Origin of the sequence: Spirosoma arboris (assembly GCF_009754945.1) — a bacterium.
GTDB classification, from domain to species: domain Bacteria; phylum Bacteroidota; class Bacteroidia; order Cytophagales; family Spirosomataceae; genus Spirosoma; species Spirosoma arboris.
In genome coordinates, this window is sequence record NZ_WPIN01000005.1 from 178,708 (window position 1) to 201,470 (window position 22,763).

Below are 22,763 nucleotides of genomic sequence, written 5' to 3' on the forward strand. Positions count from 1 at the left end.
GGGTGGTCAATAAAATTTAGGCGGTGGATTTAGAGTCAGATTTTGCCGTTGATGCCAGTAGGGATAAATAGTTGGCACATCACTGGCAGCGTCTAACTTTTTCACCTGCTCAGTCGTCAGGTTCCAGCCGACGGCAGCAAGGTTTTGCTTTAACTGTTCTTCGTTCCTGGCTCCAATCACAATGGTCGATACTGTTGGGCGTTGCAACAGCCAGTTGAGCGCTACCTGCGCTACTGTTTTACCCGTTTCGGCAGCTAGCTCATCCAGTACGTCGATGATACCATAAAACAGCTCGTCGGAAATGGCAAATGCCGGTACGGGGCTGCCGCCCTGAGCCACCCGGCCATCTGGCGGTACAGGTTGATTACGTCGATATTTCCCGCCCAGACGACCAGCTGCTAATGGGCTCCAGATGATTCCCCCTACGCGTTGGTCGATACCCAGCGGCATCAGTTCCCATTCATATTCCCGGTTCACGAGGGAATAATATACCTGGTGCGCTACGTACCGATTCCAGCCATACTTTTCAGAAATGGCCAGCGATTTCATCAAGTGCCAGCCCGAAAAATTGGAGCAGGCAATGTAGCGCACTTTACCACTTTGCACCAGATCGTCCAGTGTGCGCAAGGTTTCTTCAATGGGCGTCACTCCATCGAAACCGTGCATGTGATAGATGTCAATGTAATCCGTTTTCAGGCGTTTAAGACTACTCTCACACTGCTTCAGTAAATGAAAACGCGACGACCCCTGGTTATTAGGTCCCTCGCCAAACGTAAACGTGGCTTTAGTCGAGATCAGCACTTTATCCCGTAGGCCAGTCAGCGCTTTCCCAAGTATGGTCTCCGATAATCCATCCGAATAAACATCGGCTGTATCGAATAAATTAACCCCAGCCTCCAGGCAATGATTTACCAGGCGAGTTGCTTCGTCGGTCTGTGTACTGCCCCAGGCTTTAAAAAAATCGTTGCCACCCCCAAAGGTAGCCGTGCCAAAACTTAATACCGGGACATGCAATCCCGAGGCTCCTAATTGTCTGTATTCCATAGATGCTATAAATGATTCTATTGCTTTTTTCGAAATAGGATTATCGTGTGTTACAAGTATTTGCCGATTAGCGCATAGCCTGATGCTTCTCGTTGAACATAGGCTACAGGGGCAGAAGTTTAGACTATCCTGAATTTAACTTAAACTTCTGTAGTTACTAAAATCTATACCGAGCAACATATTTATACTATTTGACCAATTTATATAATTATTAAGACCTACTAGTAACTTCCGTCGGCAAGTTGGATTGATTAAATCATATTATTCTGTAAAGAATCGCTTGTACTATTCAATTTTTTACTGAAAAATAATGGGCACTTATTGAACTTTACCAATATAGATAAACCAATCGCGATAGCTATTTAGTTATTTAGTTGAAAAGTCATCCATTCCATAGTGGCCTATTTAAGATTGATTATAAATAACTTACAATAATCATGAAGTTATATTACACATCAAAAATCGAGAATAAAGCGAAAACCATATGGAAGAATAGTTGTACTTTTTTGCGTTTATTCATTTCTGGCTTCATTGGCAAAAATGCACTTGGAGTGTCAGGATTGAGTCGCAGTTAAACGCTCTCCAAAGGCAGCTGGATCTCCAGAAGCCATTAAGAGGGTCATTGCAAACAGGGGAAACTCTTACAGCATTTTTCTATCAAAATTATCCTCAATACGCAACGACTGGCTCAAAAAGCTTTTCCAGCGATTGACGATTCCCAAAGTGCCCACGGCTCCCGCCAGGGCTTAGTATAGTCGGCGTGTATATACAATGTACTGTCAGTCGACTACTCGCGCAGAACTCGTCGTTCGACAAGCGCCGTTATAACCAAACTTCATAACAGATGAACCGTTTTTCAGTCATTTACCTGCTTAAAAAGCAGTATCACCATATTTATAGTGCCACACATGAAGAGGCCGATGCCGTTTTAGCGCATCTACTTACTCAGGAAGGATACAAACCCATTGGCGTCTACGACGCAAAAACCGAGCTGTTCTTTTGGGAACCAATCCGGCAGCATCAATACGATAAAGCAAGTATTGGTAAACAGGGGAAACTAGGGGATCAAATTATTCGAATTGCTCAGACCTTGCGCCATCACGACGAAATTAACCAGGGGCAGACGAACTCCATAGCACAACTTCTGCAGCCAGATCAGCCTCAATTTGTTTAACAGTCAAAATTAGATTCGTGATCTGGTGCAGCCATTGGCCTATTAGCCTCATTTGTTGGCTTACCAGCTAGTCAAAATGCTGACCATAAGCGAATTCTTACGTCAAAACACTGAACTACTTTAGACGATTTGGGTGCGATTGATTCTCGGAAAGAGCTAGAAGCGATCAAGTCAATAGGCTCCATAACGTCTAAAACTCTCTAACACTCACTCATCATGCATACCAATAATCAAGACATTTTAATGATGCTGGCTTATCCAGCATTTTTAGCGGGGTATCAAACCGTAGACGAAGCTCTGAATGATCAATTATTCAGCAGTTACCTCAGTGCCTTTATCGAGCAGGATGTCATGCCATTTACAGATGCACAGTCTGACATAAATCAGGACGAAATAAGAAATCAATGGCTCAATCAATTTGCTACCTCGACAACGACTGATCCGCTCGTTAGCCTATGTTTCGATGGGGCATCGAAACTACCATCTCTGATCCTGCCAGCCTTGCTCGACTTATTAGCCCAAAACAGAGATATTCACCGTATGGCGTTTTTGCTGGCAGCGTATGGCCATTACCTGTCTGCCAATGTCGATGATAAAGGGGTTTCATACGAGCCAAATAGCGCTCACCTCCATCGGCATGACTGGGCCAAAGTCAATAGTGATAATGTAGTCGCCTTGCTGGAAATCTCTACCATGGCTACAGCTCGGTTGCACACCTACTCGCACTTCGTAGCCATGTACAAGTCATACCGAACCCAGATTGCCAAATACGGAATCGTTTTTCTGCTTAAGCAGATGACTTATAAGCGTTTGGCGGTACAGTAACTGATATAGTAGTTTCGTTTGTAGCCGTGCCACGGTTTAATAGAGCGTCATAAAGAACCGTGGCACGGCTACAAACGAAACTACTGTAGTAAACAGAAAATCGGTATCAAGACATCTTGATACCGATTTCGACTACTTCCGACAAGCTCCTGAAAAGATCAGAAGCTCATTCGGTATTGGGCAACGTTTATCATAGGTGAAACTGTAAGCTCTTATGGACTAGTCGTTGATGTCTTTACTTAGGTGTCAGCTACTTAATAGTCATCCACAACTAACAAGCTTTATTATCAAGTTACGGTAGGTACGAATTACGGTAGGTACGAAAACTGTCTGTTTACTGGTTAAAGGTTAATGGGCAACGAATGTTTTTTCAATTTGCTCCAGGCTGGTGCCCTTAGTCTCAGGCATCAGACGTACGACAAACAAGAGTTGTAATACCATCATTATGGTAAAAAACAGAAACGTGTTGCCGCCACCAAAATGCTCCGCAAAATATGGAAACGTAAAGGTGATAATGGCAGCCATCAGCCAGTGGGTAAAACTGCCTAACGACTGACCGCTTGCCCGTACTTCGTTCGGGAAGATTTCGGCAATAAACACCCAGATGACTGCTCCCTGCGAGAAGCCAAAGAAGGCGATATAACCAAATAAGAGAAGCGGTACGGTCATTCCGCTGAAGTCTTCTACGTAGAAAGCCCGAGCGACCAAAGCCAACGTAACGATCAAACCAACTGACCCAATTTTCATGAGTGTCCGACGACCAAACCGGTCAATTAGATTCATCGAAATCAGGGTAAAAATGAGATTGACCAGACCAATCCCCGCCGACGACAACAGGGCTGAACTCTTACCCAATCCCGTCATTTCAAAAATTCGGGGAGCATAATAGATAATGGCGTTGATACCCGACACCTGATTGAAAACAGCAAATAGCACGGCTAGCATAATCGGTGTTTTATGACTAGCTGAAAACAGCCGGGTCGATCCTTCCATATGATGATTGCTTTGCTGAATCGCAACCAGTGTTTGTCTGGCCGTAGCCGGATCAATCATATTCAGAACCTGAAGCGCTTCGGCTACCTGACCTTTTTTAAGTAACAACCAGCGAGGACTCTCGGGTATGTTAAGAACGGCAATCAGGAAAATCAGAGAAGGTATCGCCTGGACACCCAGCATCCACCGCCACGAGTCACTACCAATGCCCTGTAATAAGAAATTAGACAGATAGGCGATCAGAATACCCAGTACAACATTGAACTGGAAGAGGGCTACAAGGCTTCCTCGGGACTTGGCGGGCGAAATTTCGGTGATATACATAGGAGCAGCCACCGAAGAGGCTCCCACACCCAGACCACCCAGAAAACGAAAGATCAGAAAGATAGTCCAGTCGGTAGCCAGTGCGGTTCCAATGGAAGTTGCCAGATACAGAATGGCAATTCCGAGTAGCGTCTTCTTTCGCCCAAACGTTTCGGCTGGAATACCGCCCAACAGGGAACCCAGCACCGTACCGATGAGAGCGATGGAAACCGTAAGACCATGTTCCCAGATAGTAAGGCTCCACAATTTTTGCAACGATTGCTCAACACCGGAGATAACGGCAGTATCGAAGCCAAAGAGAAAACCGCCCAACGCGGCTGTGATTGACCAGACAAAAATACGCTGCTTCTGACTCATGAATTGGCAAGACGAACCGGGCTACCCTCGATTCATGAATCAAACTTACGGAACGTATTTAGAGGAAAGGTTTCAGTAACTGTTCAAGTAATTACAAATAAAGTTCAGTATATAATATACTAATAATCAGTATATTGAAAAATAAATTCTAAATGAATTTTCAATTTTGTTACGTCGATTTTCGATTTTGTTACGACGCGTTCTTTATAGAGTTTAGAGCTTCTACCCGGTATCCTACGCCATGTACAGCCACAATCCGAATACTGGGGTCGTCCTGAAGCATTTTTCGTAAGCGCGACACAAACACATCTACGCTACGCCCAACAATGATACCCTCATCTTCCCAAACCGATTTAAGAATAAAGTCCCGCTCGACTACCTGATTAAGGTGGCTACTGAAAAACCTGAGCAGTTTGGCTTCGCGATAGGTTAGCGTATATTGATTCGTTCCTGAATACAGCAGTTGTCTGGCCGGTTCGAAACTTGAATTACCAAACAGTATTCGGTCGGGTTCGAGTGCAATAAGCTCTGGCATAGTGGTTGAGTTACTGCCTCCCACAGATCGCTTCCAGACAACAAACCCAAGACCCGTTAGCAAGCCACCCATAGCCAGCACCCACCAGCCTGCAATTGGTTGAGAAGCTGTTTCAGGCGAAGCAAAAGTAACCTGGATCGTATAGCACCCCGGCGCTTGAGTTCGCGCTAAGCAGGGCACTTCATTCTTTTCTGTCAAGTCTCGAACATTATACCCTAGCTGCAATTGGCCCTGAGCGCAATCCAGCACAGCAACGTCATAATTCGTTTTAATATCGTGTAGACTGAGCGACTCCTGTAGCAAAGCAGGCAATAGACTATAATCAAACGAATGATCAATTCGGACCTGAAAAATCTGGGCATTGGGCTGCTGTATGGGCTGAATACGGGATGTAGAATCCCCCGATTTCAGTAGCAAATGGTGCACAGTACGTCGAATGGCCAGGTTCGCTTTCTGGGAAAACCGTTGGTTATCTGTGGTCGTCTGGGCGGGTGCTAACCAGGCAAATTGTGTACAGAGCAGCCCGACCAGCACAAGGCTCACCATCCCGATTATTCTTACCGATTTTCTCATAAACAGTACACAAATTTTCTTAAACACAGAGTCACAAAGAACACAGAGTTGACCTCTCTATTCTTTGTGCTCTTCCTGACTCCGTGTTCAATATAATCAACATCCAGGCCTAACTCCATTAATCGGAAAAAAAAGCCAGCTGGGAGGAAGGCACGAGTTGAGTGGTCTCAGTTTAATAACGCGCTTTGCGACTAAATCTGTTTTTCTTGCCGGCTCAATAACCAGATCATCTCCGGGACGAGCCAGCGCCAGCACGGCCGCAACTTCAATATCGTAGTATACTGGCTGCGTATTGTCTGATACACTCGATGTGACAGCATTTCCTGCCCGTACGAGGTAAATACGAAAAGGAATCTTTGTGGTCTCTTTCGATTCAGGGTCTCCGTCTACAACAGCCAGCGTGCCACGACTGGACAGAGAAAAACTACCATAATTCAATGGCTTACCATCTAGCGTCAATGGGTTACCATAGAAATTACTTTTTTTACTCGTTTCGCCCCGACGAACTACGCTGTCTAACCGTAACGCATGTGCGCGTGCAGGTTTATTATTCAGGGACAAAGTTACCAGAACCACCAAGTTCACTATGTGAATGTGCTTACTCATGAGAAGAGATAGAATAAGGATGAGAATTTAAGTAAATTATTCGGAATGAAAAGGTTAAATCACTGTACCAGGATTTCATTATGCGGCAAAGCGTAGGAATTATCCAGCGTCAGTAGCACAATATGATCACCCTTCCGGCATTTGGCGAGCACTTTCTGGATAGGCACCTGCTTGAATTCTTCTTTCGAATAAAGTACTAATGTTTGGGTAGCCTTGTCGCGAATAGCGATTTTGAATGCGATTCGGTCAACGGCTTTATTCTCGCCAGGCGACAATTCAACTGTATTTACGGTTAATTCGCCGGTAGTAGTAGCGGGCAAAGTGCACGTTCCTTTAGTCGTATATTCATTTACAATCATTTTTGTACCGACAAAAGCTGCCGCACAATCGTTGAAAGACTGCTGACCAATACACAGGTTAGACAGGATGCACCCCCAAAAGAGGAGTGCCAGCTGCATTACATTTCTCATGATTTTTCGTGTTTAGTACGTGATCAGACAAATGTATAGTCGCGCCGAAAAGCATTAGGTAAAGGGCTGTAAAACCTTGTAAAGGAATTGTAAAACCTTCAATTTACGTCTAAAACAGGTTTTTCACACAAAGCCGCGCCCCGGTTTACCCATGATGTTTGAGTAAATCGGGGCACGGCTTTATAGGAAAACTTGCTATAAATGAGACTAGGCGATATGGAGTTAAGACACGGCGTTGTTACTATCCTTGGGTCGGAATCTCCGCTTTGTGTTGCGGTTTAGGCGCAATAAACAGAGTCAACCAGGTACGACGGGCCATCCGAAAGAAATAGGGAGTCAACAGGATTAAGGTTGGTAGTAAACCGACCAGATAGTAGTTCACGTCGACCTGTAATCCCTGCACGAAAATGAAAAATGTGATCAGGATATAAAGGGTATACAACGCATAGCTCACAAACATGGAAGCCCAGTAGAAACCTGGTTCGGGCATGAAGTTTTCGCCACAATGAGGGCAATGTTCATGCATTTTATCGAAGTTTTTACTGAAGGCACTATTGCTTACGAAGAAGTCACCTTGATGACACCGGGGGCATTTATTGAAAACGACGCTGTATAATCGGCTGTTGGTTGACATGGCTTAGGAGCAAGTACGCAGACAGATTTGTCTGAAAGTTGGCTGTTGCTCAGGCAGTTTTTACGTGACAAAGGTAGCAGACCGCCAACGCCACTGAAAAGACAAACCAAGCCATGTATGGTACAAATCAACGATTAGCGACTAGCAACTGCCGAAATTCGGCGGGTGTCTGCCCAGTTATTTTTTTGAAAAATCGTACGAAGTAAGACGGGTCGTCGAATCCTAGCTGGAAACCAATTTCCTTAACAGATTGAGCCGTATGTGTTAATAGTCGTTGTGCTTCAATAACGATACGCTCATGCAGCAGTTGGCTGGCCGTTTTACCCAGAACTTTCTTGCAGATATGGTTGAGGTAATTCGGTGTCAGGCTGAGTTGGTCGGCATAGGCGCTCACCTCCCGAACGGTCAGAAACTGGTTTTCGATCAACTCTTCATAATCGCGTATCCGATCGTAGAGGTTCGTGTCAGTACCAACCCATTGCTGATTATAGAGTCGATTAGCGTTCTCTAGTAGGATATGCACAAACGAGAGAAATACATCGGCCCGGTTGAGCTGCTGCTTTTCATACTCATTATAGGCATACGTAAACAGATCGTTGAATAGTGGTACTTGATCAGTTACTTCCAATAATGGCTGGTGCTGATGCGAATGAAAAAAGGGATACTGATACAATCGATTGCCAAATCGCCCACGAAAGAAATTAGCATCAAAAAACAGATTATAGCCCTGAATATCGGGGGACAATTTCCAGCTATGCACCTGACCTGGTGTAAGAAAATAAAGCTGGGACGCACCAATCTGGTAGGTTCTAAAGTCGATCGTATGGGTGCCACTTCCCTGCACAATCCACATTAACAGGTAAAACGTATGCGAATGCGGATTGTCTATTCCTTTAAACTCCTGCACTAGTTTCTCCAGCCGGGTCATATAGAAAAGTGCATCCGGTTCATGACGTGGAAACGACTGAAGTTTATAGACGGGAACAGATAGCGACATAAGAATAAGAGTGCTAATCCAGGCTCGTTGAAATTAGCACTCAATAATAATCACTTACCCAGTCATTTACTAGGCCATGTATTTAGGCATTCATGGCCGCTAAAGCACCGGACGGTGACGAAAGCGACAAAGCGTAAATCTGAGCGGTGTTGCCAACGTGAATTTCGTATTCATCGTTTTCCAGCGCAGTCAACAAATCATCGGCAACCACCGAGGGAGCAATTCCATTTTCACCACCAATAGCCTGCGAAAAGTCGGTGTTGACTAATGGAGGCATAAGTTCAAAAACTTTAGTCGTTGTGCTTCTTTCCAGCGTGATGCGCAACGATTGTGTGTAGGAATGTAAAGCTGCCTTACTGGCTGCATAGGTAGGCAATCTATGGCTGGGCGCAAACGCTACGATAGACGATACATTAACAATAGCCGATTCTTCCTGCTTGCTTAACAAAGGCGCTAGTTTTTCGGTAAGTCGGATAATGGAAAGGTAATTGGTAAGCATTTCTTCACGCGCATTTTCAAACGCATTTTCCTGAGCCACCAGTTTATAGTAAAACGCATTTCCGGCATTGTTGATCAGAATATTCAGATCAGGGAATTCAGCATACAGTTGGTCAACCAAACGATTTACATCGTCCTCCTGCGTGACATCACAGGCAATAGCCGTCACGTTTTTCAGTTGTGCAGCCGCTTTTTGAAGCCGATCTTCATTTCTGCCCGTAATAATTACATGATTGCCTTTCTGATCGAACAGCTTTGCAATTTCAAAGCCAATGCCTGCACTTCCGCCGGTAATCAGGACGGTGTTTTGAGTTGTTTTCATTTGTTTTGACCGTATAAATGAGTTGATAACGGTTTGCAGAATCCGATTCAGGGATTAGTTCGCATACAAACCAGTTGCCAATAAAATACCGATCAGTATTTTTTAGTTCAAAATTTTTAGGTTTTTATTTGCGTAATCAGCAATTCCACCGTCTTCAGAATTTTAACCAGACTGGTTGGGTCGTTGGTTACTTTAGCAATCATAATCCCGCCTTCAATCAGGGCGATCATCGAGAGGGCCGTTTGTTCAGGCGCTACGTCTGTTTTAAATTCACCAGCGGCTATACCTCCTCGAAGCAAATCAATCAGTCGTTTCTTCCAGGCCAGGATCGCTTTAGCAGCTTTATCTTTCAGCAGGTTATTCGTATCATCGGCGTCAATAGCCGTATTTAAAATTGGGCAGCCACCTTCTGGAAACGGGCTTCCGGTAAAACTATGGTAAATCTGTACGTAAACGAGCAGCTTCTTGTGGAACGAAGTCTCCTGATCAAGCCGTTGTTGAACTGCCCGGTTAATTTTCAAAAGATTATAATCAAAACAGGCCAGGGCTACTTCTTCTTTACTCTCAAAATTCCCATAAATGCTCCCCTTGGTCAACCCAGTGGCCTCGGTTAGGTCAGATAAGGACGTTCCAGCATAGCCTTTTGTATTGAAAATACCAGCCGTTGTTTCAATAATAAACTGGCGGGTTCGCTCTGCTTTCGACAAATCATTTTTCATACTACAAATATACCAATTAGTATTTTTATTTAGTACCTTTGCCTGCATTTTTTCGCACTGATCCGTAATTGGCTCTAGTTGGAATACTGATTGGATCAGTTACTTATTTTAGCATCAACTACAATGTTACACCGAGTTGTTATTACTGGCATTGGTGCATTGACCCCTGTGGGCAATGACATTCCGACGTTCTGGGAGAATATAGTAGCCGGGCGAAGTGGGGCTGCCACAATTACCCACTTTGATGCGTCTTTGTTCAGGACGCAATTTGCCTCCGAACTCAAAAATTACAATGCTTCGTCCTATTTAAGTCACTCCGACATCAAACGAACTGATCCGTTTACGCAATACGCCTTGATTGCTTCCGATCAGGCCATTAAGGATTCGGGTTTTGATTTGGCTCAGATGGACCCTTTCGATGTAGGCGTCATCTGGGGATCTGGGCAGGGTGGCATGGAAACATTTGAACAACAGGTAACCGAGTATGTGCAGGGCAATGGCCAGCCTCGTTTTAGCCCGTTCTTCGTGCCCAAACTCATTGTCAATATGGCATCAGGCATGATTTCGATCCGAAATGGCTACATGGGCATTAACTACACGACGGTTTCGGCCTGTGCTACGTCGAACACTGCCATCATGGACGCATTCACCTACATCCGACTGGGAAAGGCTAAAATAATTATAACCGGCGGCTCCGAAGCACCCATTACACCAGCTTCGTTTGGCGGATTCAGTGCATTGAAGGCCATGTCGACCCGCAATGATGACCCAGCTACGGCTTCGCGCCCTTTTGATGTTCATCGGGATGGGTTCGTAATGGCCGAAGGAGCTGGTGCATTGGTGTTGGAAGAGTACGAACATGCCGTAAAACGGGGAGCAACTATTTACGGCGAAATTACAGGGGCGGCCATGACTGCCGATGCCTATCACATGACTGCTACGCACCCGGAAGGCTTAGGAGCCGCTAAAGCCATGCAGCTTGCGCTGGAAGAAGCTGGGCTGACCATTGCCGATGTCGACTACCTGAATACGCACGCTACATCAACGTCGGTCGGTGATTTATCTGAAATAAAGGCCGTTGCAAAGCTTACCGGGACCGGGAAAACAAAACTACAGATCAGTGCAACCAAGTCGATAACAGGTCATTTGCTGGGAGCCGCCGGCGCCATTGAAGCGATCATTTGCCTGCTATCCATGCGTGACAACGTCATTCCCCCCACGATCAACACCACCGAACTCGACCCGGCAATTCCTAAAAACTTATCCATTGTTTTACAGGAAACTATCCCTGCCGATGTCAGGACGACGATGAGTAATACGTTTGGTTTCGGAGGCCACAATGGCACGGTTATTTTTCAGAAGGTGTAGCGAATCAGGCTACTTTCATTTATGCGCCCCTTTGTTCTCGCTTGGCAAAGCCAAGCGAGAACAAAGGAACAAAAACAACAAGGTAAGTCTCTCCGAGAGAGTAGGTAAGACCAGGAAACGTTTTTTTACTAAAACGAAACCTTCCTCATGAATAGGTCGAAATCTGTTCTACTCACCTGCGTTATTGTTTGCCTGTTGGCTCTCTTTACGGGCTCAATAACCCAGGCCCGTATCGTCCGAATTGAGATTACCAGTACGAAATCACCAACGTTTGATGGGAAGGTTTTTGGGCAGATTGGTGCTTATGAAAAACTTCGTGGAAAGGCTTATGGCGAACTTGATCCGACCAATCCACAAAACGCGCTCATCACCGATATCCGGCTGGCTCCCCGCAATGCAAAGGGAATGGTTGAGTATGCAATGGACATCTATATCCTCAAGCCCATCGACCTGAATAAAGGAAATCATAAACTCTTTCTGGAGGTCAATAATCGGGGAGGCAAACTCTTTGGTGGCTTTAACAAGAGTAGTGGTGGCAATGATCCTACCACTGCCGCTCAAGTCGGTGACGGTTTTCTGATGAGCCAAGGGTATACAATTGCCTGGAATGGCTGGGACCCATCGGCAGCTGCGGCCAATAATAACCTGACGATCAATCTGCCCATAGCCAAAAACAAAGATGGCTCGCCCATTACCGGTCCATCTTATGAATACATTGTGTACGACAATGCAGGGTCAGTGAGTCATACCCTCGCCTACCCTGCCGCAGTCGTAACGAAAGCCCAGGCAACGCTCACGGTACGTGATCATCTTCAGGATTCGCCTATGGTTATTGCAGCTGATGGCTGGGAATACGTGAATGAGCGTACGATTCGGTTGCTCCCCGCCGGAACGCCCTTTCGGAAGAGTGCTATTTATGAGTTCAGCTATACAGCCCGCGATCCAATGGTTGCCGGAATTGGACTGGCCGCTACCCGCGATTTCGTTTCGTTCCTACGCTATGCTACCGCCGATGACGTTGGCAATCCGAACCCATTGGCCAATGCTATTCAGTTTACATTCTCCTTTTCTGTCTCGCAACCAGCGCGCTACCTGAATGATTTTCAGACACTTGGTTTCAATGCCGACGAAAAAGGCAAGCGAGTTCTCGATGGCATTGAAAACTGGCTGGGTGGTGGCAGCGGTATCGGCCTGAATGTTCGGTTTGCTCAACCGTCACGCACAGAGCGCAATCGACAGAATCATCTATATCCAGAATCCAGTTTTCCATTTGCCTATCCGATCCTGACTGATCCGCTTACCGGAAAAACAGCAGGTCGCATTGCAGCCTGTTCGGCCAGTAACACCTGTCCTAAGGTATTCGAGGTGAATTCTGCGAATGAGTATTGGGTAAAAGCGGCTTCGCTCCTGCATACAGACCCGAAAGGGAACGACCTACCCGATCCCGAAAATGTCCATTTCTTCCTTGTATCTGGTGCCCAACACGGTACAGGCAATGCAGCATCGCGCGGCATGTGTCAGCAACTTCAGAACCCAACGAATGCAGATCCACTCCTGCGTGCGCTCTTTATTGCGCTGGATAACTGGGTTACAAAGGGTATCGAACCACCCAAAAGTGCAGTACCCCGACAGGCCGATAAAACTGCCGTTGTCGCTATGCCTAAAGCTGGTTCTCAAACGGGCATAGTTCCACAATCTGCTCTGGGCTGGCCATCCATTCCTGGAGTTACTTATACAGGACTTATCACCACACGCTACCAACTTGATTTTGGAACTTCCTATAGCCAGGGAATCCTGACAAACTATCCTCCCACCCTCGCCGACCGGCCGGTTTACGTGAATTTTGTTTCCAGAGTTGATAACGATGGCAATGAAGTGGCTGGCATTCGTTTACCGAACGTAGCGGTTCCAACAGCCACCACCACCGGCTGGGCGTTACGTGGTGCTGGCTTTGGAGAAAACGAAGGCTGCGAGGGGGCCGGTCAATATATACCATTTAAAACAACCAAAGCCGAACGGGTAGCAACCAACGATCCCCGACTATCGCTAGAGGAACGCTATCAAACGCATGATGGCTATGTCCAGGCTGTTACAAATTCAGTCAACAAGTTAGTACAACAACGATTGCTGCTTCCCGAAGATGCTCAGGACTATATAAAAAACGCCGAAGCCAGTAATGTGTTGAAGTAATCGCAGTATTATTTCCAAAGAAGTTTTCAGCCCACCGCTTTAGCTGTGGGAATCAATTAAAAGGTGCGTTTATTGGCAACCGTTGAAACGGTTTATCCGTAAAATCGTTGAAACGATTGCCCCACCGAATTCATCAATTTTCGCCTTTACCCACAGCTAAAGCAGTGGGCTAAAAACAAATTACATGAAATACTTATATTCTTTTTTATCGCTGCTTATAGGCATAGTAGTACTCCTTCCCAACCTGTTACTGGCCCAGTCAACGCCCGTAGTCGTTCCGCTTTGGCCCAATGGCGCTCCTGGATTTGAGAATCGGCGAAACGAGCCTGAACAGGCAAAAGATTACTGGGTACGCAATATCCACAACCCATCCATCACGGTTTATCTACCCCCCAAAGAGAAGGCCACGGGTGCTGCCGTACTCATTTGTCCGGGTGGTGGGCATCGAGAGCTTGTCTTTAATGCAGAAGGAATTCAGCCAGCGCAGTTTTTGAATAGTATTGGCGTGGCTGCCTTTGTACTGAAGTATCGCCTGAGCCGGGAAGCCAACTCGCCTTATTCGTTGGATAAGCACCCGCAGGAAGACGCTTATCGTGCCATGCGGCTGGTTCGCAGTAAGGCTGGTGAGTACGGTATCGACCCCAATCGGTTGGGTATGCTGGGTTTCTCGGCCGGTGGCGAAGTAGTTGCCATGGTAGCCTATGCATCGGGAAAAGGATCACCCAACGCGCCTGATCCGATCGACCGTCTGGATGGAAAACCCAATTTTCAAATGCTGATTTATCCGGGTCCGCTGGGCATTCCAGAAACCGTTCCTGCCGATGCGCCACCCGCGTTCATGCTGGCAGCCAATGATGACGTGTGCTGTTCAGGGCCCGTTGTCAATCTACTTCAGCGTTATAGGGCAGCTAATGTTCCGGTGGAAACGCATATTTATACCCAGGGTAAACATGGATTTAATATGGGAGATCGCTCTAAATTAAATTCGATCCACACCTGGCCCCAGCGCATGGCCGACTGGATGCGAGACACTAATTTGTTAGAACCAGTAGCCAGCCAATCGAAGAAGTAACATTGGGGGTTTGTTGTACCCACATCACGCTCCTACAGGCGATTTCCGGTATTCTGATGGCGTTTTCTTCGTATGCTGTTTAAAGAACGTCGTGAAGTAAGCCGCTGAATTAAAGCCTGTTTCGTCTGCAATTTCTGCGATAGGTTTGGTCGTCTCCTTAAGCAGGTATTTGGCACGTTTCAACCGGATTTCGGTTAGATAATCCATTACGTTCATTGCCAGCAGAGCCTGTACTTTTCGATACAACTGTACGCGCGAAAGTCCCATCTCGCGGCTTAATTTTTCGACGCCAAAGGCCGGATCAGTTAAGTTCTGCTCAATCAGTGCGGTTAGCTCGTTCAGGAATTTTTTCTCCTCCCGATTACCTGGCTGCGGGGAGAAATCAGATGCGAAGCGCTGTTGCCATTTCTGCCGGTTCGCCAGCGTGGTACGAAGTGTTTCCAGCAGATGCGTCGTATTGAAAGGCTTGGTTAGATAAACGTCAGCACCGGCGCGGGTTCCTTCAATCCGGCTTTCCAGTTGTCCATTGGCTGTCAGCAGCACCACTGGAATGTGCGATGTTCGTAAATCGGTTTTTATTCGCTGCGTCAACGCCAACCCATCCATTGCATCGGAGGATTGTCCCGACAGCATAACATCGCTAATAATCAGGTCAGGAATAATTTCCAGTGCCCGTTCCCATCCCTGCTCGCCGGTACTTTCAGCGACGATCTCGTACTGACTGCCCAGACTAGCTGCCAGAAAGGTTCGAAGATCATCATTATCTTCAATAATCAGCAGTGTCCCAGCCCGTTTAGCGGCTAACGAACTGGATTTTGCAGGCTCTACTTCATCAGCTATCTCCGCTAGTAGATGATCCTGGAATAAGGTATTCCGGCTAGTTACACCAGCCATTTCTTCCGCTGTCAGGTGTTGATTTCCCAACGGCAGCAAAATCGTAAATGTGGTTCCTTTGTCCTTCGTTGACTGTACGCGGATGCTACCCCGATGAAGTTGAATAAACTCCATCGACAATGCCAGCCCTACGCCTTTGGCCAGATTAAACGACTTGGTGCCACTATAAAATAAATCAAACGCGTGGGCCTGTTCGTCGGGAGTCATGCCTTGTCCGTTATCCTGAACTTGGATGCATAACTGATTATCAAGGCAATCCAGCTGAACGTGAATCAGACCTCCTCTCGGCGTGTATTTAAACGCATTCGACAACAGATTGAATAGGACCTTATCAAGTTTCTCCGCATCGAACCAGAGCGATTGAGTCGACAGACTTGTCAGCAACTGTAAATCAATTCGCTGTTTTTCAGCCTTTCGCCGAAAGTCCTGAACAATATCACGCACAAACGCAACGATGTCTTGTTCTGACGTTCGCAACCGTTGTTTCCCCGCGTCCGATTTGCGAAGATCCAGCATCTGGTCGACCAGGCGCAGCAGTCGATAGGCATTTTTCTGCACTAACGACAGGTTGTTTCGAAGTTCGTATGGGCTAACATTCTTTTTGCTCAGCAAATCTTCGGTTGGTGTCAGAATCAAATTCAGGGGCGTATTGAATTCGTGCGAGATGTACGAGTAAAATCGCAGTTTTTCTTCCGTAGCCAGCCGAGCTTGCTGCGATACTCGTTCAATTTCATCTTTTTGCTCCCGAATCTCCCCATTCTGTTTTTCAAGCAATTGATAAGCTCCCTGTTTTGTCCGAAACAAATACAAAGCCCATCCGCCTAGTAAAATGGCTACAATCAGGCTGCCAAGGGTAAAATAGAGGGTATTTTTCTGGTATATATAGATCTGATTCAACTCGCCAATCCGGTGGATTTGTTTCTCAATATCAGCCTGTTGCTCCATTATTTTATTGTTCTGGAGCTTCATAATCCGCACATTCGACGAATCGACGAGCGTGGTGGGTAATCGATTTTCGCGTTTGAACGCTTGCTTGTGCAGGATAGCCAGAGCCGTCCGAATAGCCTCTTTTCCACCCGTAGGATAGAGCACCGTAGCTTCCAGAATGCCTCGCTCTACGAGGTCAATGCCTTCATTTTTGCCCGGTAATCCGTCAACTCCGATAATCTTTACCCGTTTTTCAAGACCTAGCTGCTGACATACTGCGTGCGCTTTCAGCGCTGTACGATCATTTTGTGCGAAAATAAGTTGAATAACTGGCTGGGCTTTGAGCACCTGAGTCAGTTCTCCTGCAAACGAACGCTTATCCCAATCCCCTGCCAACTTTTTCACCAGTCGAATGCCTGGATGGCGGTTAATCGCTTCAACAAAACCGCGATGCCGGTCAATATCGGCCGATGAACCGGGCGACTCGCCTATTTCTACGACGTTACCGGCCCCCTTCAGGATCGTATTGGCATAAGCTCCGGCGGTTCGACCAACCTCAACGTTGTCGGCACCCACATAAGCCATATACTGGTCGGAGGCTGTGCGTCGATCGAGGATAATAACCGGAATGCCTTGCTGGTAGGCTTTCTCAACGACGGGCGTAATAGGTCGGGCCGCATTCGGCGATACAATCAACAGATCGACCCGCTGATTGATAAGCTCCTGAATTTGTTCAACCTGCTTATCACTTTGGCCACCAGCATCTTTTACCAGGAAATCAATGTCGGAGTAAAACGATAACTCCCGATTCATATCCGCCAGCATGGTTTTGCGCCAACTGTCGGTTTCAGTTCGCTGAGAAAAGCCAATTCGGTACGTCTTCGTTTGAGGAGACGTCTGACAGCCGATCAGCAATAATCCGATCAGAAAAACAAAGAGAAAACCGGTTCTCTTTATAATAGAAATATACTCGTTCTCTACCGGTAAACGAATGGTTATTAGCCAACGAAAAAAAGCATTCATGAGGATAGTTGGCTCAAAAGAGGTATTGTCCAAAGACAATATATAAGAATTTAAACATAAAGCCTAAAAAGTAAGATTTTCGTTACGCTACTGACACAAAGCAGAAGATTTACCCCAATAGAGTAACAAAAACCATGTTATTTCCCGAGGAATCACTTGCATAATTTGACTTTTCAATGAAAAATCGAATGCACTTTTTGTACTATACCAATAAAACTAAACTATTCTGGTCAACAATTATGTTATATAGATGAGAAGGATAAGCTCATAGCAATTTCTTTTCAAGTTGATTATTAACAAATTAATAAAATTATGAAATTCTCACACGCGCTGAAACATGAAAATAAAGCACAGGCGACGTGGATCAGTATTTGTACTTTTTCTCGTTTATTTATCCTTGGCTTTATTGACCGGAATGCACTGGCATTCGAAAGCTTAACTCGACTTTCGAGCCCATTTGGAGGTAATATCCGCTCCCGCATTTACTAAGTTATCAATCCTGCTGTTCTGGGTAAATCTGCCCGGACACGTTTAAACATATTAAAAGTATCACCATGACTGCCTTAGAAAAACAACTTATTAGCTTACAACAAAAGTTAGAACACCTGAATACAGAAGTTGCCACACTGATCGCCCTAACGTCCACCGAGAAAGCTATCGATACCCTGACGGATGTAAAAGCTAATCAAGCGGCTGGAACTGTAGCCGCTCATAGCAAAAAATCGTTGGTGGGAATCAATCGGTACCGTCAGCTACAGGCCAATAATGAGCTAGTTAGCTAAAATTGATTGATCATAAAATCAGGAATTGCAAACCGTAAATGGTAGCTGGTTTGCCTAAAAAATAAGTTCGTGATGGAATTATCTCTGTGGTAATTAAGGAACTCTCCCTAAATTGCCAACAAAAAAAGATAATTCTAACACGAATTTATGCAACAAAAGATACGTCGTGAAGATGCTCTTGAGTATCACGCCAAAGGCCGTCCCGGTAAACTTGAAGTCATTCCCACGAAAGATCACAGTACCCAGGCCGACCTTTCGTTGGCCTATTCGCCGGGCGTAGCAGAGCCTTGTATGGCCATCTACGAAAACCGCGAAGACGTTTATAAATACACAGCGAAAGGCAATTTAGTAGCCGTTATCAGCAACGGAACCGCTGTGCTGGGCCTGGGCGATATTGGTCCCGAAGCCAGCAAGCCCGTTATGGAAGGCAAAGGGCTATTGTTCAAGATTTACGCCGATATCGACGTATTCGATATTGAACTGGATACCAAAAACGTCGATGAGTTTGTCCGGATGGTGAAGATTCTGGAACCCACCTTTGGGGGGGTTAATCTGGAAGACATCAAAGCACCGGAATGCTTTGAAATTGAGGAACGACTCAAGGCGGACTTGAACATTCCCATCATGCACGACGACCAGCATGGTACGGCCATTATTTCGGCGGCTGCGCTGCTGAATGCCCTTGAAATCGTCGGCAAAAGCATTCAGGAAGTGAAAATTCTGGTCAATGGTGCGGGGGCGTCAGCTATTTCCTGTACTAAGTTGTACGTATCACTCGGTGCGAATGTCGATAACATTGTTATGTGCGATAGCAAAGGCGTAATTCGTGCTGACCGTACTGACCTTGACGAGCGGAAAATCCTGTTTGCCACTTCCCGCGATCTGCATACACTCGAAGAAGCCTTCGTGGGCGCCGACGTATTTGTTGGTTTGTCGAAGGGCAACACGGTAAGTCAGGATATGGTCCGTTCGATGGCGGACAACCCGATTGTATTTGCCATGGCTAACCCCACCCCCGAAATCAGCTATGAGGATGCGCTGGCGGCTCGTCCTGACATCATTATGGCAACGGGTCGGTCAGATTACCCGAATCAGGTGAACAATGTATTGGGTTTCCCTTACATTTTTCGAGGTGCGCTCGATGTACGAGCTACCGAAATCAACGAAGCGATGAAACTGGCGGCTGTTCACGCCTTGGCCGACATGGCTAAAAAGCCCGTTCCTGATTTGGTCAACATGGCTTACGGAACGGATAATCTGATGTTTGGAAAGGGCTATATTATCCCCAAACCTGTTGATCCCCGCTTGCTCGAAACCGTTGCACCTGCCGTAGCAAAAGCCGCAATGGAATCGGGAGTAGCCAAGTATCCCATTACTGATTGGGACGCTTACGAAAGTCAATTAGCCCGGCGGTTAGGTCAGGATACACGTATTTCGCGTGTCATCAATAACAAAGCCCGCACCAATCCCAAGCGGGTCGTTTTTGCCGATGCCGAAAATTTGAAAGTACTCAAGGCCGCCCAACAGGTAAAAGACGCCGGCATTGCCTATCCAATTTTACTGGGAGAAAAAGGCCGAATTCAGGCTATGATTTCTCAAAATAATCTGGATTTGGGTGAAATTGTCATTATTGATCCACATGCCCCTGAGCAGCAGGCATTGATTGAGCAGTTTGGCGAATTATTCTATCAAAAGCGGTACCGCAAAGGAGTAAGCGCCACTGATGCCCGTAAGCGCATGTACTCGCGCACCTACTTCGGCGCGATGATGGTTGAAACGGGCCAGGCCGATGCCTTGATTTCGGGACTTTCTCATAATTACCCCGATACGATTCGGCCCGCCTTACAGATTATCGGTAAAGAATCGGGAGTACAGAAAGTAGCGGGTATGTACATTCTGCTCACCAACCGTGGTCCCCTATTTTTCTCCGACACAACCGTCAATGTGAATCCCACTGCCGAGGAGATTGTGGAGATTACCGAGCTGACTGCCCGTGCCGTCGAACGGTTCAATATCAAACCTCGAATTGCCCTGGTCACCTATTCCAACTTTGGTAGTGCCAAGGGGGAAGACGCCGATAAAATGCAGCAGGCGACGGAGATTCTCCAGCAAAAACACCCCGATATGGTAATAGACGGCTCTATGCAGGCGCACTTAGCGTTCAATACGGATTTACTTCGCCAGAATTACCCCCTGAGTAAACTGGTCGATGAAGGTGCTAACACGCTCATTTTCCCCAATTTATCGGCGGCCAACATTGCGTATAACCTTATGCGTGAGGCTGCTGGTCCGCGATCGGTGGGGTTCGATGCCATTGGTCCGATTCTACTTGGTTTGCGGAAACCCGTGCACGTGCTACAGCTTGGCTCATCAGAACGCGAGATCGTCAACATGGTGGCCATTGCCGTAGTCGAAGCACAGGGCGTGAGTTAACCTATTCTCATTCTCTCTATATGCCGCGAGCCGCACTAGTGCGGCTCGCGGCATATAGAGAGAATGTATATTACAGCAGCCGGTATACTTTCAGGAAGTTTAACAAGTCTGTCGTATCGGCCATACCCATCTTCCGAATCATTTTCTGCCGATGCGTATTGACCGTGTGGACGCTAATGAATAGTTTTTCAGCAATTTGATCACTCGTCAGGCTCTGATTTAGCAGCTTCAGGATTTCCACTTCGCGTTTGCTTAAGAGATCGAGGGGGCTGCACTGGTTAGTGTCATCGACTTCGAAAAGTAAATGCTCGGTTCCGTCCGTAAGATGAAGGTGCTGTTTGTCAATGCGTTTCACGTGAGAGATATCGGATACTAATGCCAGAAAGAACAGGATATTGCCCTGTTGATCTGTTTTGAGGACGATGCTTTCCTGGCATATTCGAGCAACACGCCCATCTTTACGAATCATGCGATAATCAAAAATAGCGCGAAACGATTTTATTTTCTCGGGAGGCAGCGCAGCTACATAAGCGTTGATCGACTTCGTCATTTCTTCAAGGCCCGGTTGATCGGCGAGCGGAATTTTAGCGATATAGGCTTCTACTCCTTCGTTAAAAAATAGCTCTTTGGGCCAGCCACATACGTTTTCGACATCACCTAAAATTAATGGATACTGCATACTGCTAACATCTTTTACGGCCAAAGCAGCCCCTTGCATCAGTAGCATCTGGTTTAACAAAGGGTTATGCTCGAGCATGTCGCTGATTTCGCCGACATCAGCAAACTCAATACCTGAATTCCAAGCCTTCTGGTAAGAGGAGAAACTAAACGGAGTTTGATTAAAGACACCCACTGGAATCGGATTAAACTGTGGATAAAGGACAATGTATTTTAAATAAGCTAGCTCATGACTCAAATCAGCCGGTATACTTTCAGGAAGTTTAACAGGTCTGTGGTATCGGTCATGCCCATCTTCCGAATCATTTTCTGTCGGTGCGTATTGACCGTATGGACGCTAATAAACAACTGCTCGGCAATTTGTTCGCTGGTCAGGTTCTGACTCAGTAACTGGGCAATTTGCACCTCTCGCTTACTAAGCATGTCGAGCTGTGTGCATTGGTTGGTTTCGTTATCAATAACATACAACCGTTTCTCAGCTCCATTTAAAAAGCAGAAATGCTGTGTACCCTCTTTATTAAGATGAGAGATATCGGACACCAATGCCAGCGAGTAAATTATTCGGCCTTCGGCATCGGCTTTTAAGGTGATGTTTTCTTGAATTATTCGTACCTGATGACCGTCTTTGTGGGTGAGTTTGTAGTCATACAGCATTCGCATTTGTTGAAGCTCCGATTGACTGATCGTACCAACATAATCCGTAATATATTTCGAAATAAGGACAAACCCCTGTTGGTCGGCAGGCAGAAACGTCGACAAATAAAACGCAATTCCTCCATCAAAATAGTCGTCTTTACTCCAGCCCAGTAAGTTTTCCAGATCTCCCCAAATACCTAGATACTGGAACGTACTGATATCTACTATTGCCAATGCAGTTCCCTGAAGCAGTAACGTTTCATGTAGCAAGGGATTGGCCTGAATTAGCGTTTCAATTTCCGCGATGTTCGGTTTGAGCAAATCAGAGTGCCATATTTTTCTGATGGAGGAAAAATCGTAGTTATCATCATACATACTCCTATAGGTTAGGTGTGAATTGGTGACAAAAATACTGATCATTCAGTATTGAATGCATGGCAACATGATGCGTTCCTTTGTAAAAAGAAGAAAATCCTATAGTGTCAGCGCAGCTACCTCCATCAATCATAAATTTCTATCCACACCTTTCTCATTTTTCTATTAATGCAACACAATACCCAACGGTTCTTGATTAAGGCATCAGTTGGCGCCCATGTGTGTCAATTGCGCTAAAACTCAGGCCAGGTTGCCTTTCCCTAATTCCTAACTGCCGTTCACTCAAAGGTTCGTCCTTTCCGTTGAACGGCAGT

The 22,763-nt window shown here is 46.1% G+C and carries 20 protein-coding genes; 8 read left to right on the forward strand and 12 right to left on the reverse strand.

Annotated features, from left to right (window positions below; genetic code table 11):
• Positions 1 to 6: 6 nt before the first annotated feature.
• The gene (locus GO755_RS14870) at positions 7 to 1,044 is read right to left on the reverse strand and encodes an aldo/keto reductase (RefSeq protein WP_157585967.1); all 1,038 of its coding nucleotides are present in this window, start codon (positions 1,042 to 1,044) and stop codon (positions 7 to 9) included.
• A gap of 844 nt (positions 1,045 to 1,888) precedes the next feature.
• On the opposite strand from GO755_RS14870, the gene GO755_RS14875 reads away from it, so the two are divergent.
• Positions 1,889 to 2,218, forward strand: coding sequence for a hypothetical protein (locus GO755_RS14875; protein ID WP_157585968.1), 330 nt, complete (start codon positions 1,889 to 1,891; stop codon positions 2,216 to 2,218).
• Positions 2,219 to 2,434: 216 nt separating this feature from the next.
• Positions 2,435 to 3,043, forward strand: coding sequence for a mannitol dehydrogenase family protein (locus tag GO755_RS14880; protein ID WP_157585969.1), 609 nt, complete (start codon positions 2,435 to 2,437; stop codon positions 3,041 to 3,043).
• 348 nt (positions 3,044 to 3,391) lie between these two features.
• Here the strand turns inward: GO755_RS14880 and GO755_RS14885 are convergent, their stop codons facing one another.
• From GO755_RS14885 to GO755_RS14920, 8 genes are all read right to left on the reverse strand, one after another.
• On the reverse strand, positions 3,392 to 4,717 hold the full coding sequence (locus tag GO755_RS14885) for a sugar porter family MFS transporter (protein ID WP_157585970.1): 1,326 nt from the start codon (positions 4,715 to 4,717) through the stop codon (positions 3,392 to 3,394).
• A 190-nt stretch (positions 4,718 to 4,907) separates the two neighbouring features.
• Positions 4,908 to 5,825, reverse strand: a complete 918-nt coding sequence (locus GO755_RS14890) for a winged helix-turn-helix domain-containing protein (protein WP_157585971.1) — start codon at positions 5,823 to 5,825, stop codon at positions 4,908 to 4,910.
• Between the two features lie 96 nt (positions 5,826 to 5,921).
• A complete protein-coding gene (locus GO755_RS14895; RefSeq protein ID WP_157585972.1) occupies positions 5,922 to 6,431 on the reverse strand; it encodes a hypothetical protein in 510 nt (169 codons plus the stop codon).
• A 59-nt stretch (positions 6,432 to 6,490) separates the two neighbouring features.
• Positions 6,491 to 6,901 carry a hypothetical protein gene (locus GO755_RS14900; RefSeq protein ID WP_157585973.1) on the reverse strand — a complete coding sequence of 137 codons (411 nt, stop codon included), beginning with the start codon at positions 6,899 to 6,901 and terminating at the stop codon, positions 6,491 to 6,493.
• A gap of 241 nt (positions 6,902 to 7,142) precedes the next feature.
• The gene (locus GO755_RS14905; RefSeq protein WP_317165879.1) at positions 7,143 to 7,427 is read right to left on the reverse strand and encodes a DUF983 domain-containing protein; all 285 of its coding nucleotides are present in this window, start codon (positions 7,425 to 7,427) and stop codon (positions 7,143 to 7,145) included.
• 235 nt (positions 7,428 to 7,662) lie between these two features.
• The gene (locus tag GO755_RS14910; protein ID WP_157585975.1) at positions 7,663 to 8,532 is read right to left on the reverse strand and encodes a helix-turn-helix domain-containing protein; all 870 of its coding nucleotides are present in this window, start codon (positions 8,530 to 8,532) and stop codon (positions 7,663 to 7,665) included.
• Positions 8,533 to 8,614: 82 nt separating this feature from the next.
• Entirely contained in the window at positions 8,615 to 9,352 is a 738-nt protein-coding gene (locus GO755_RS14915) for an SDR family oxidoreductase (protein ID WP_157585976.1), read from the reverse strand.
• A 116-nt stretch (positions 9,353 to 9,468) separates the two neighbouring features.
• Positions 9,469 to 10,071 carry a TetR/AcrR family transcriptional regulator gene (locus GO755_RS14920; RefSeq protein WP_157585977.1) on the reverse strand — a complete coding sequence of 201 codons (603 nt, stop codon included), beginning with the start codon at positions 10,069 to 10,071 and terminating at the stop codon, positions 9,469 to 9,471.
• Between the two features lie 123 nt (positions 10,072 to 10,194).
• Between GO755_RS14920 and fabF the strand changes: the two genes are divergently transcribed.
• From fabF to GO755_RS14935, 3 genes are all read left to right on the forward strand, one after another.
• Entirely contained in the window at positions 10,195 to 11,439 is a 1,245-nt protein-coding gene (gene fabF / locus GO755_RS14925; RefSeq protein ID WP_157585978.1) for a beta-ketoacyl-ACP synthase II, read from the forward strand.
• 147 nt (positions 11,440 to 11,586) lie between these two features.
• Positions 11,587 to 13,629, forward strand: a complete 2,043-nt coding sequence (locus GO755_RS14930) for an alpha/beta hydrolase domain-containing protein (protein WP_157585979.1) — start codon at positions 11,587 to 11,589, stop codon at positions 13,627 to 13,629.
• A 184-nt stretch (positions 13,630 to 13,813) separates the two neighbouring features.
• Positions 13,814 to 14,701 carry an alpha/beta hydrolase gene (locus GO755_RS14935; protein WP_157585980.1) on the forward strand — a complete coding sequence of 296 codons (888 nt, stop codon included), beginning with the start codon at positions 13,814 to 13,816 and terminating at the stop codon, positions 14,699 to 14,701.
• Between the two features lie 24 nt (positions 14,702 to 14,725).
• Here GO755_RS14935 and GO755_RS14940 read toward each other — a convergent pair whose 3' ends face one another.
• Positions 14,726 to 17,545, reverse strand: a complete 2,820-nt coding sequence (locus GO755_RS14940; RefSeq protein WP_157585981.1) for a substrate-binding domain-containing protein — start codon at positions 17,543 to 17,545, stop codon at positions 14,726 to 14,728.
• Between the two features lie 312 nt (positions 17,546 to 17,857).
• Here GO755_RS14940 and GO755_RS14945 point away from each other — a divergent pair, with 312 nt between their 5' ends.
• The 3 genes from GO755_RS14945 (at position 17,858) to GO755_RS14955 (ending at position 20,760) form a co-directional block, all read left to right on the forward strand.
• A complete protein-coding gene (locus tag GO755_RS14945; RefSeq protein ID WP_157585982.1) occupies positions 17,858 to 18,034 on the forward strand; it encodes a hypothetical protein in 177 nt (58 codons plus the stop codon).
• A 65-nt stretch (positions 18,035 to 18,099) separates the two neighbouring features.
• On the forward strand, positions 18,100 to 18,327 hold the full coding sequence (locus GO755_RS14950) for a hypothetical protein (RefSeq protein ID WP_157585983.1): 228 nt from the start codon (positions 18,100 to 18,102) through the stop codon (positions 18,325 to 18,327).
• A 147-nt stretch (positions 18,328 to 18,474) separates the two neighbouring features.
• Entirely contained in the window at positions 18,475 to 20,760 is a 2,286-nt protein-coding gene (locus GO755_RS14955) for an NADP-dependent malic enzyme (protein WP_157585984.1), read from the forward strand.
• A gap of 70 nt (positions 20,761 to 20,830) precedes the next feature.
• Here GO755_RS14955 and GO755_RS14960 read toward each other — a convergent pair whose 3' ends face one another.
• On the reverse strand, positions 20,831 to 21,676 hold the full coding sequence (locus GO755_RS14960; RefSeq protein ID WP_157585985.1) for a helix-turn-helix transcriptional regulator: 846 nt from the start codon (positions 21,674 to 21,676) through the stop codon (positions 20,831 to 20,833).
• A complete protein-coding gene (locus GO755_RS14965) occupies positions 21,673 to 22,494 on the reverse strand; it encodes a helix-turn-helix domain-containing protein (RefSeq protein WP_157585986.1) in 822 nt (273 codons plus the stop codon). The genes GO755_RS14960 and GO755_RS14965 overlap by 4 nt, the downstream gene beginning before the upstream one ends.
• Positions 22,495 to 22,763 lie beyond the last annotated feature (269 nt).

Coding starts and splice junctions, on each gene's coding strand:
- GO755_RS14870 (WP_157585967.1), bottom strand. CDS start 1,044: ATGGAATACAGACAATTAGGAGCCTCGGGATTGCATGTCCCGGTATTA.
- GO755_RS14875 (WP_157585968.1), top strand. CDS start 1,889: ATGAACCGTTTTTCAGTCATTTACCTGCTTAAAAAGCAGTATCACCAT.
- GO755_RS14880 (WP_157585969.1), top strand. CDS start 2,435: ATGCATACCAATAATCAAGACATTTTAATGATGCTGGCTTATCCAGCA.
- GO755_RS14885 (WP_157585970.1), bottom strand. CDS start 4,717: ATGAGTCAGAAGCAGCGTATTTTTGTCTGGTCAATCACAGCCGCGTTG.
- GO755_RS14890 (WP_157585971.1), bottom strand. CDS start 5,825: ATGAGAAAATCGGTAAGAATAATCGGGATGGTGAGCCTTGTGCTGGTC.
- GO755_RS14895 (WP_157585972.1), bottom strand. CDS start 6,431: ATGAGTAAGCACATTCACATAGTGAACTTGGTGGTTCTGGTAACTTTG.
- GO755_RS14900 (WP_157585973.1), bottom strand. CDS start 6,901: ATGAGAAATGTAATGCAGCTGGCACTCCTCTTTTGGGGGTGCATCCTG.
- GO755_RS14905 (WP_317165879.1), bottom strand. CDS start 7,427: ATGCATGAACATTGCCCTCATTGTGGCGAAAACTTCATGCCCGAACCA.
- GO755_RS14910 (WP_157585975.1), bottom strand. CDS start 8,532: ATGTCGCTATCTGTTCCCGTCTATAAACTTCAGTCGTTTCCACGTCAT.
- GO755_RS14915 (WP_157585976.1), bottom strand. CDS start 9,352: ATGAAAACAACTCAAAACACCGTCCTGATTACCGGCGGAAGTGCAGGC.
- GO755_RS14920 (WP_157585977.1), bottom strand. CDS start 10,071: ATGAAAAATGATTTGTCGAAAGCAGAGCGAACCCGCCAGTTTATTATT.
- fabF (WP_157585978.1), top strand. CDS start 10,195: ATGTTACACCGAGTTGTTATTACTGGCATTGGTGCATTGACCCCTGTG.
- GO755_RS14930 (WP_157585979.1), top strand. CDS start 11,587: ATGAATAGGTCGAAATCTGTTCTACTCACCTGCGTTATTGTTTGCCTG.
- GO755_RS14935 (WP_157585980.1), top strand. CDS start 13,814: ATGAAATACTTATATTCTTTTTTATCGCTGCTTATAGGCATAGTAGTA.
- GO755_RS14940 (WP_157585981.1), bottom strand. CDS start 17,545: ATGAATGCTTTTTTTCGTTGGCTAATAACCATTCGTTTACCGGTAGAG.
- GO755_RS14945 (WP_157585982.1), top strand. CDS start 17,858: ATGAAATTCTCACACGCGCTGAAACATGAAAATAAAGCACAGGCGACG.
- GO755_RS14950 (WP_157585983.1), top strand. CDS start 18,100: ATGACTGCCTTAGAAAAACAACTTATTAGCTTACAACAAAAGTTAGAA.
- GO755_RS14955 (WP_157585984.1), top strand. CDS start 18,475: ATGCAACAAAAGATACGTCGTGAAGATGCTCTTGAGTATCACGCCAAA.
- GO755_RS14965 (WP_157585986.1), bottom strand. CDS start 22,494: ATGATCAGTATTTTTGTCACCAATTCACACCTAACCTATAGGAGTATG.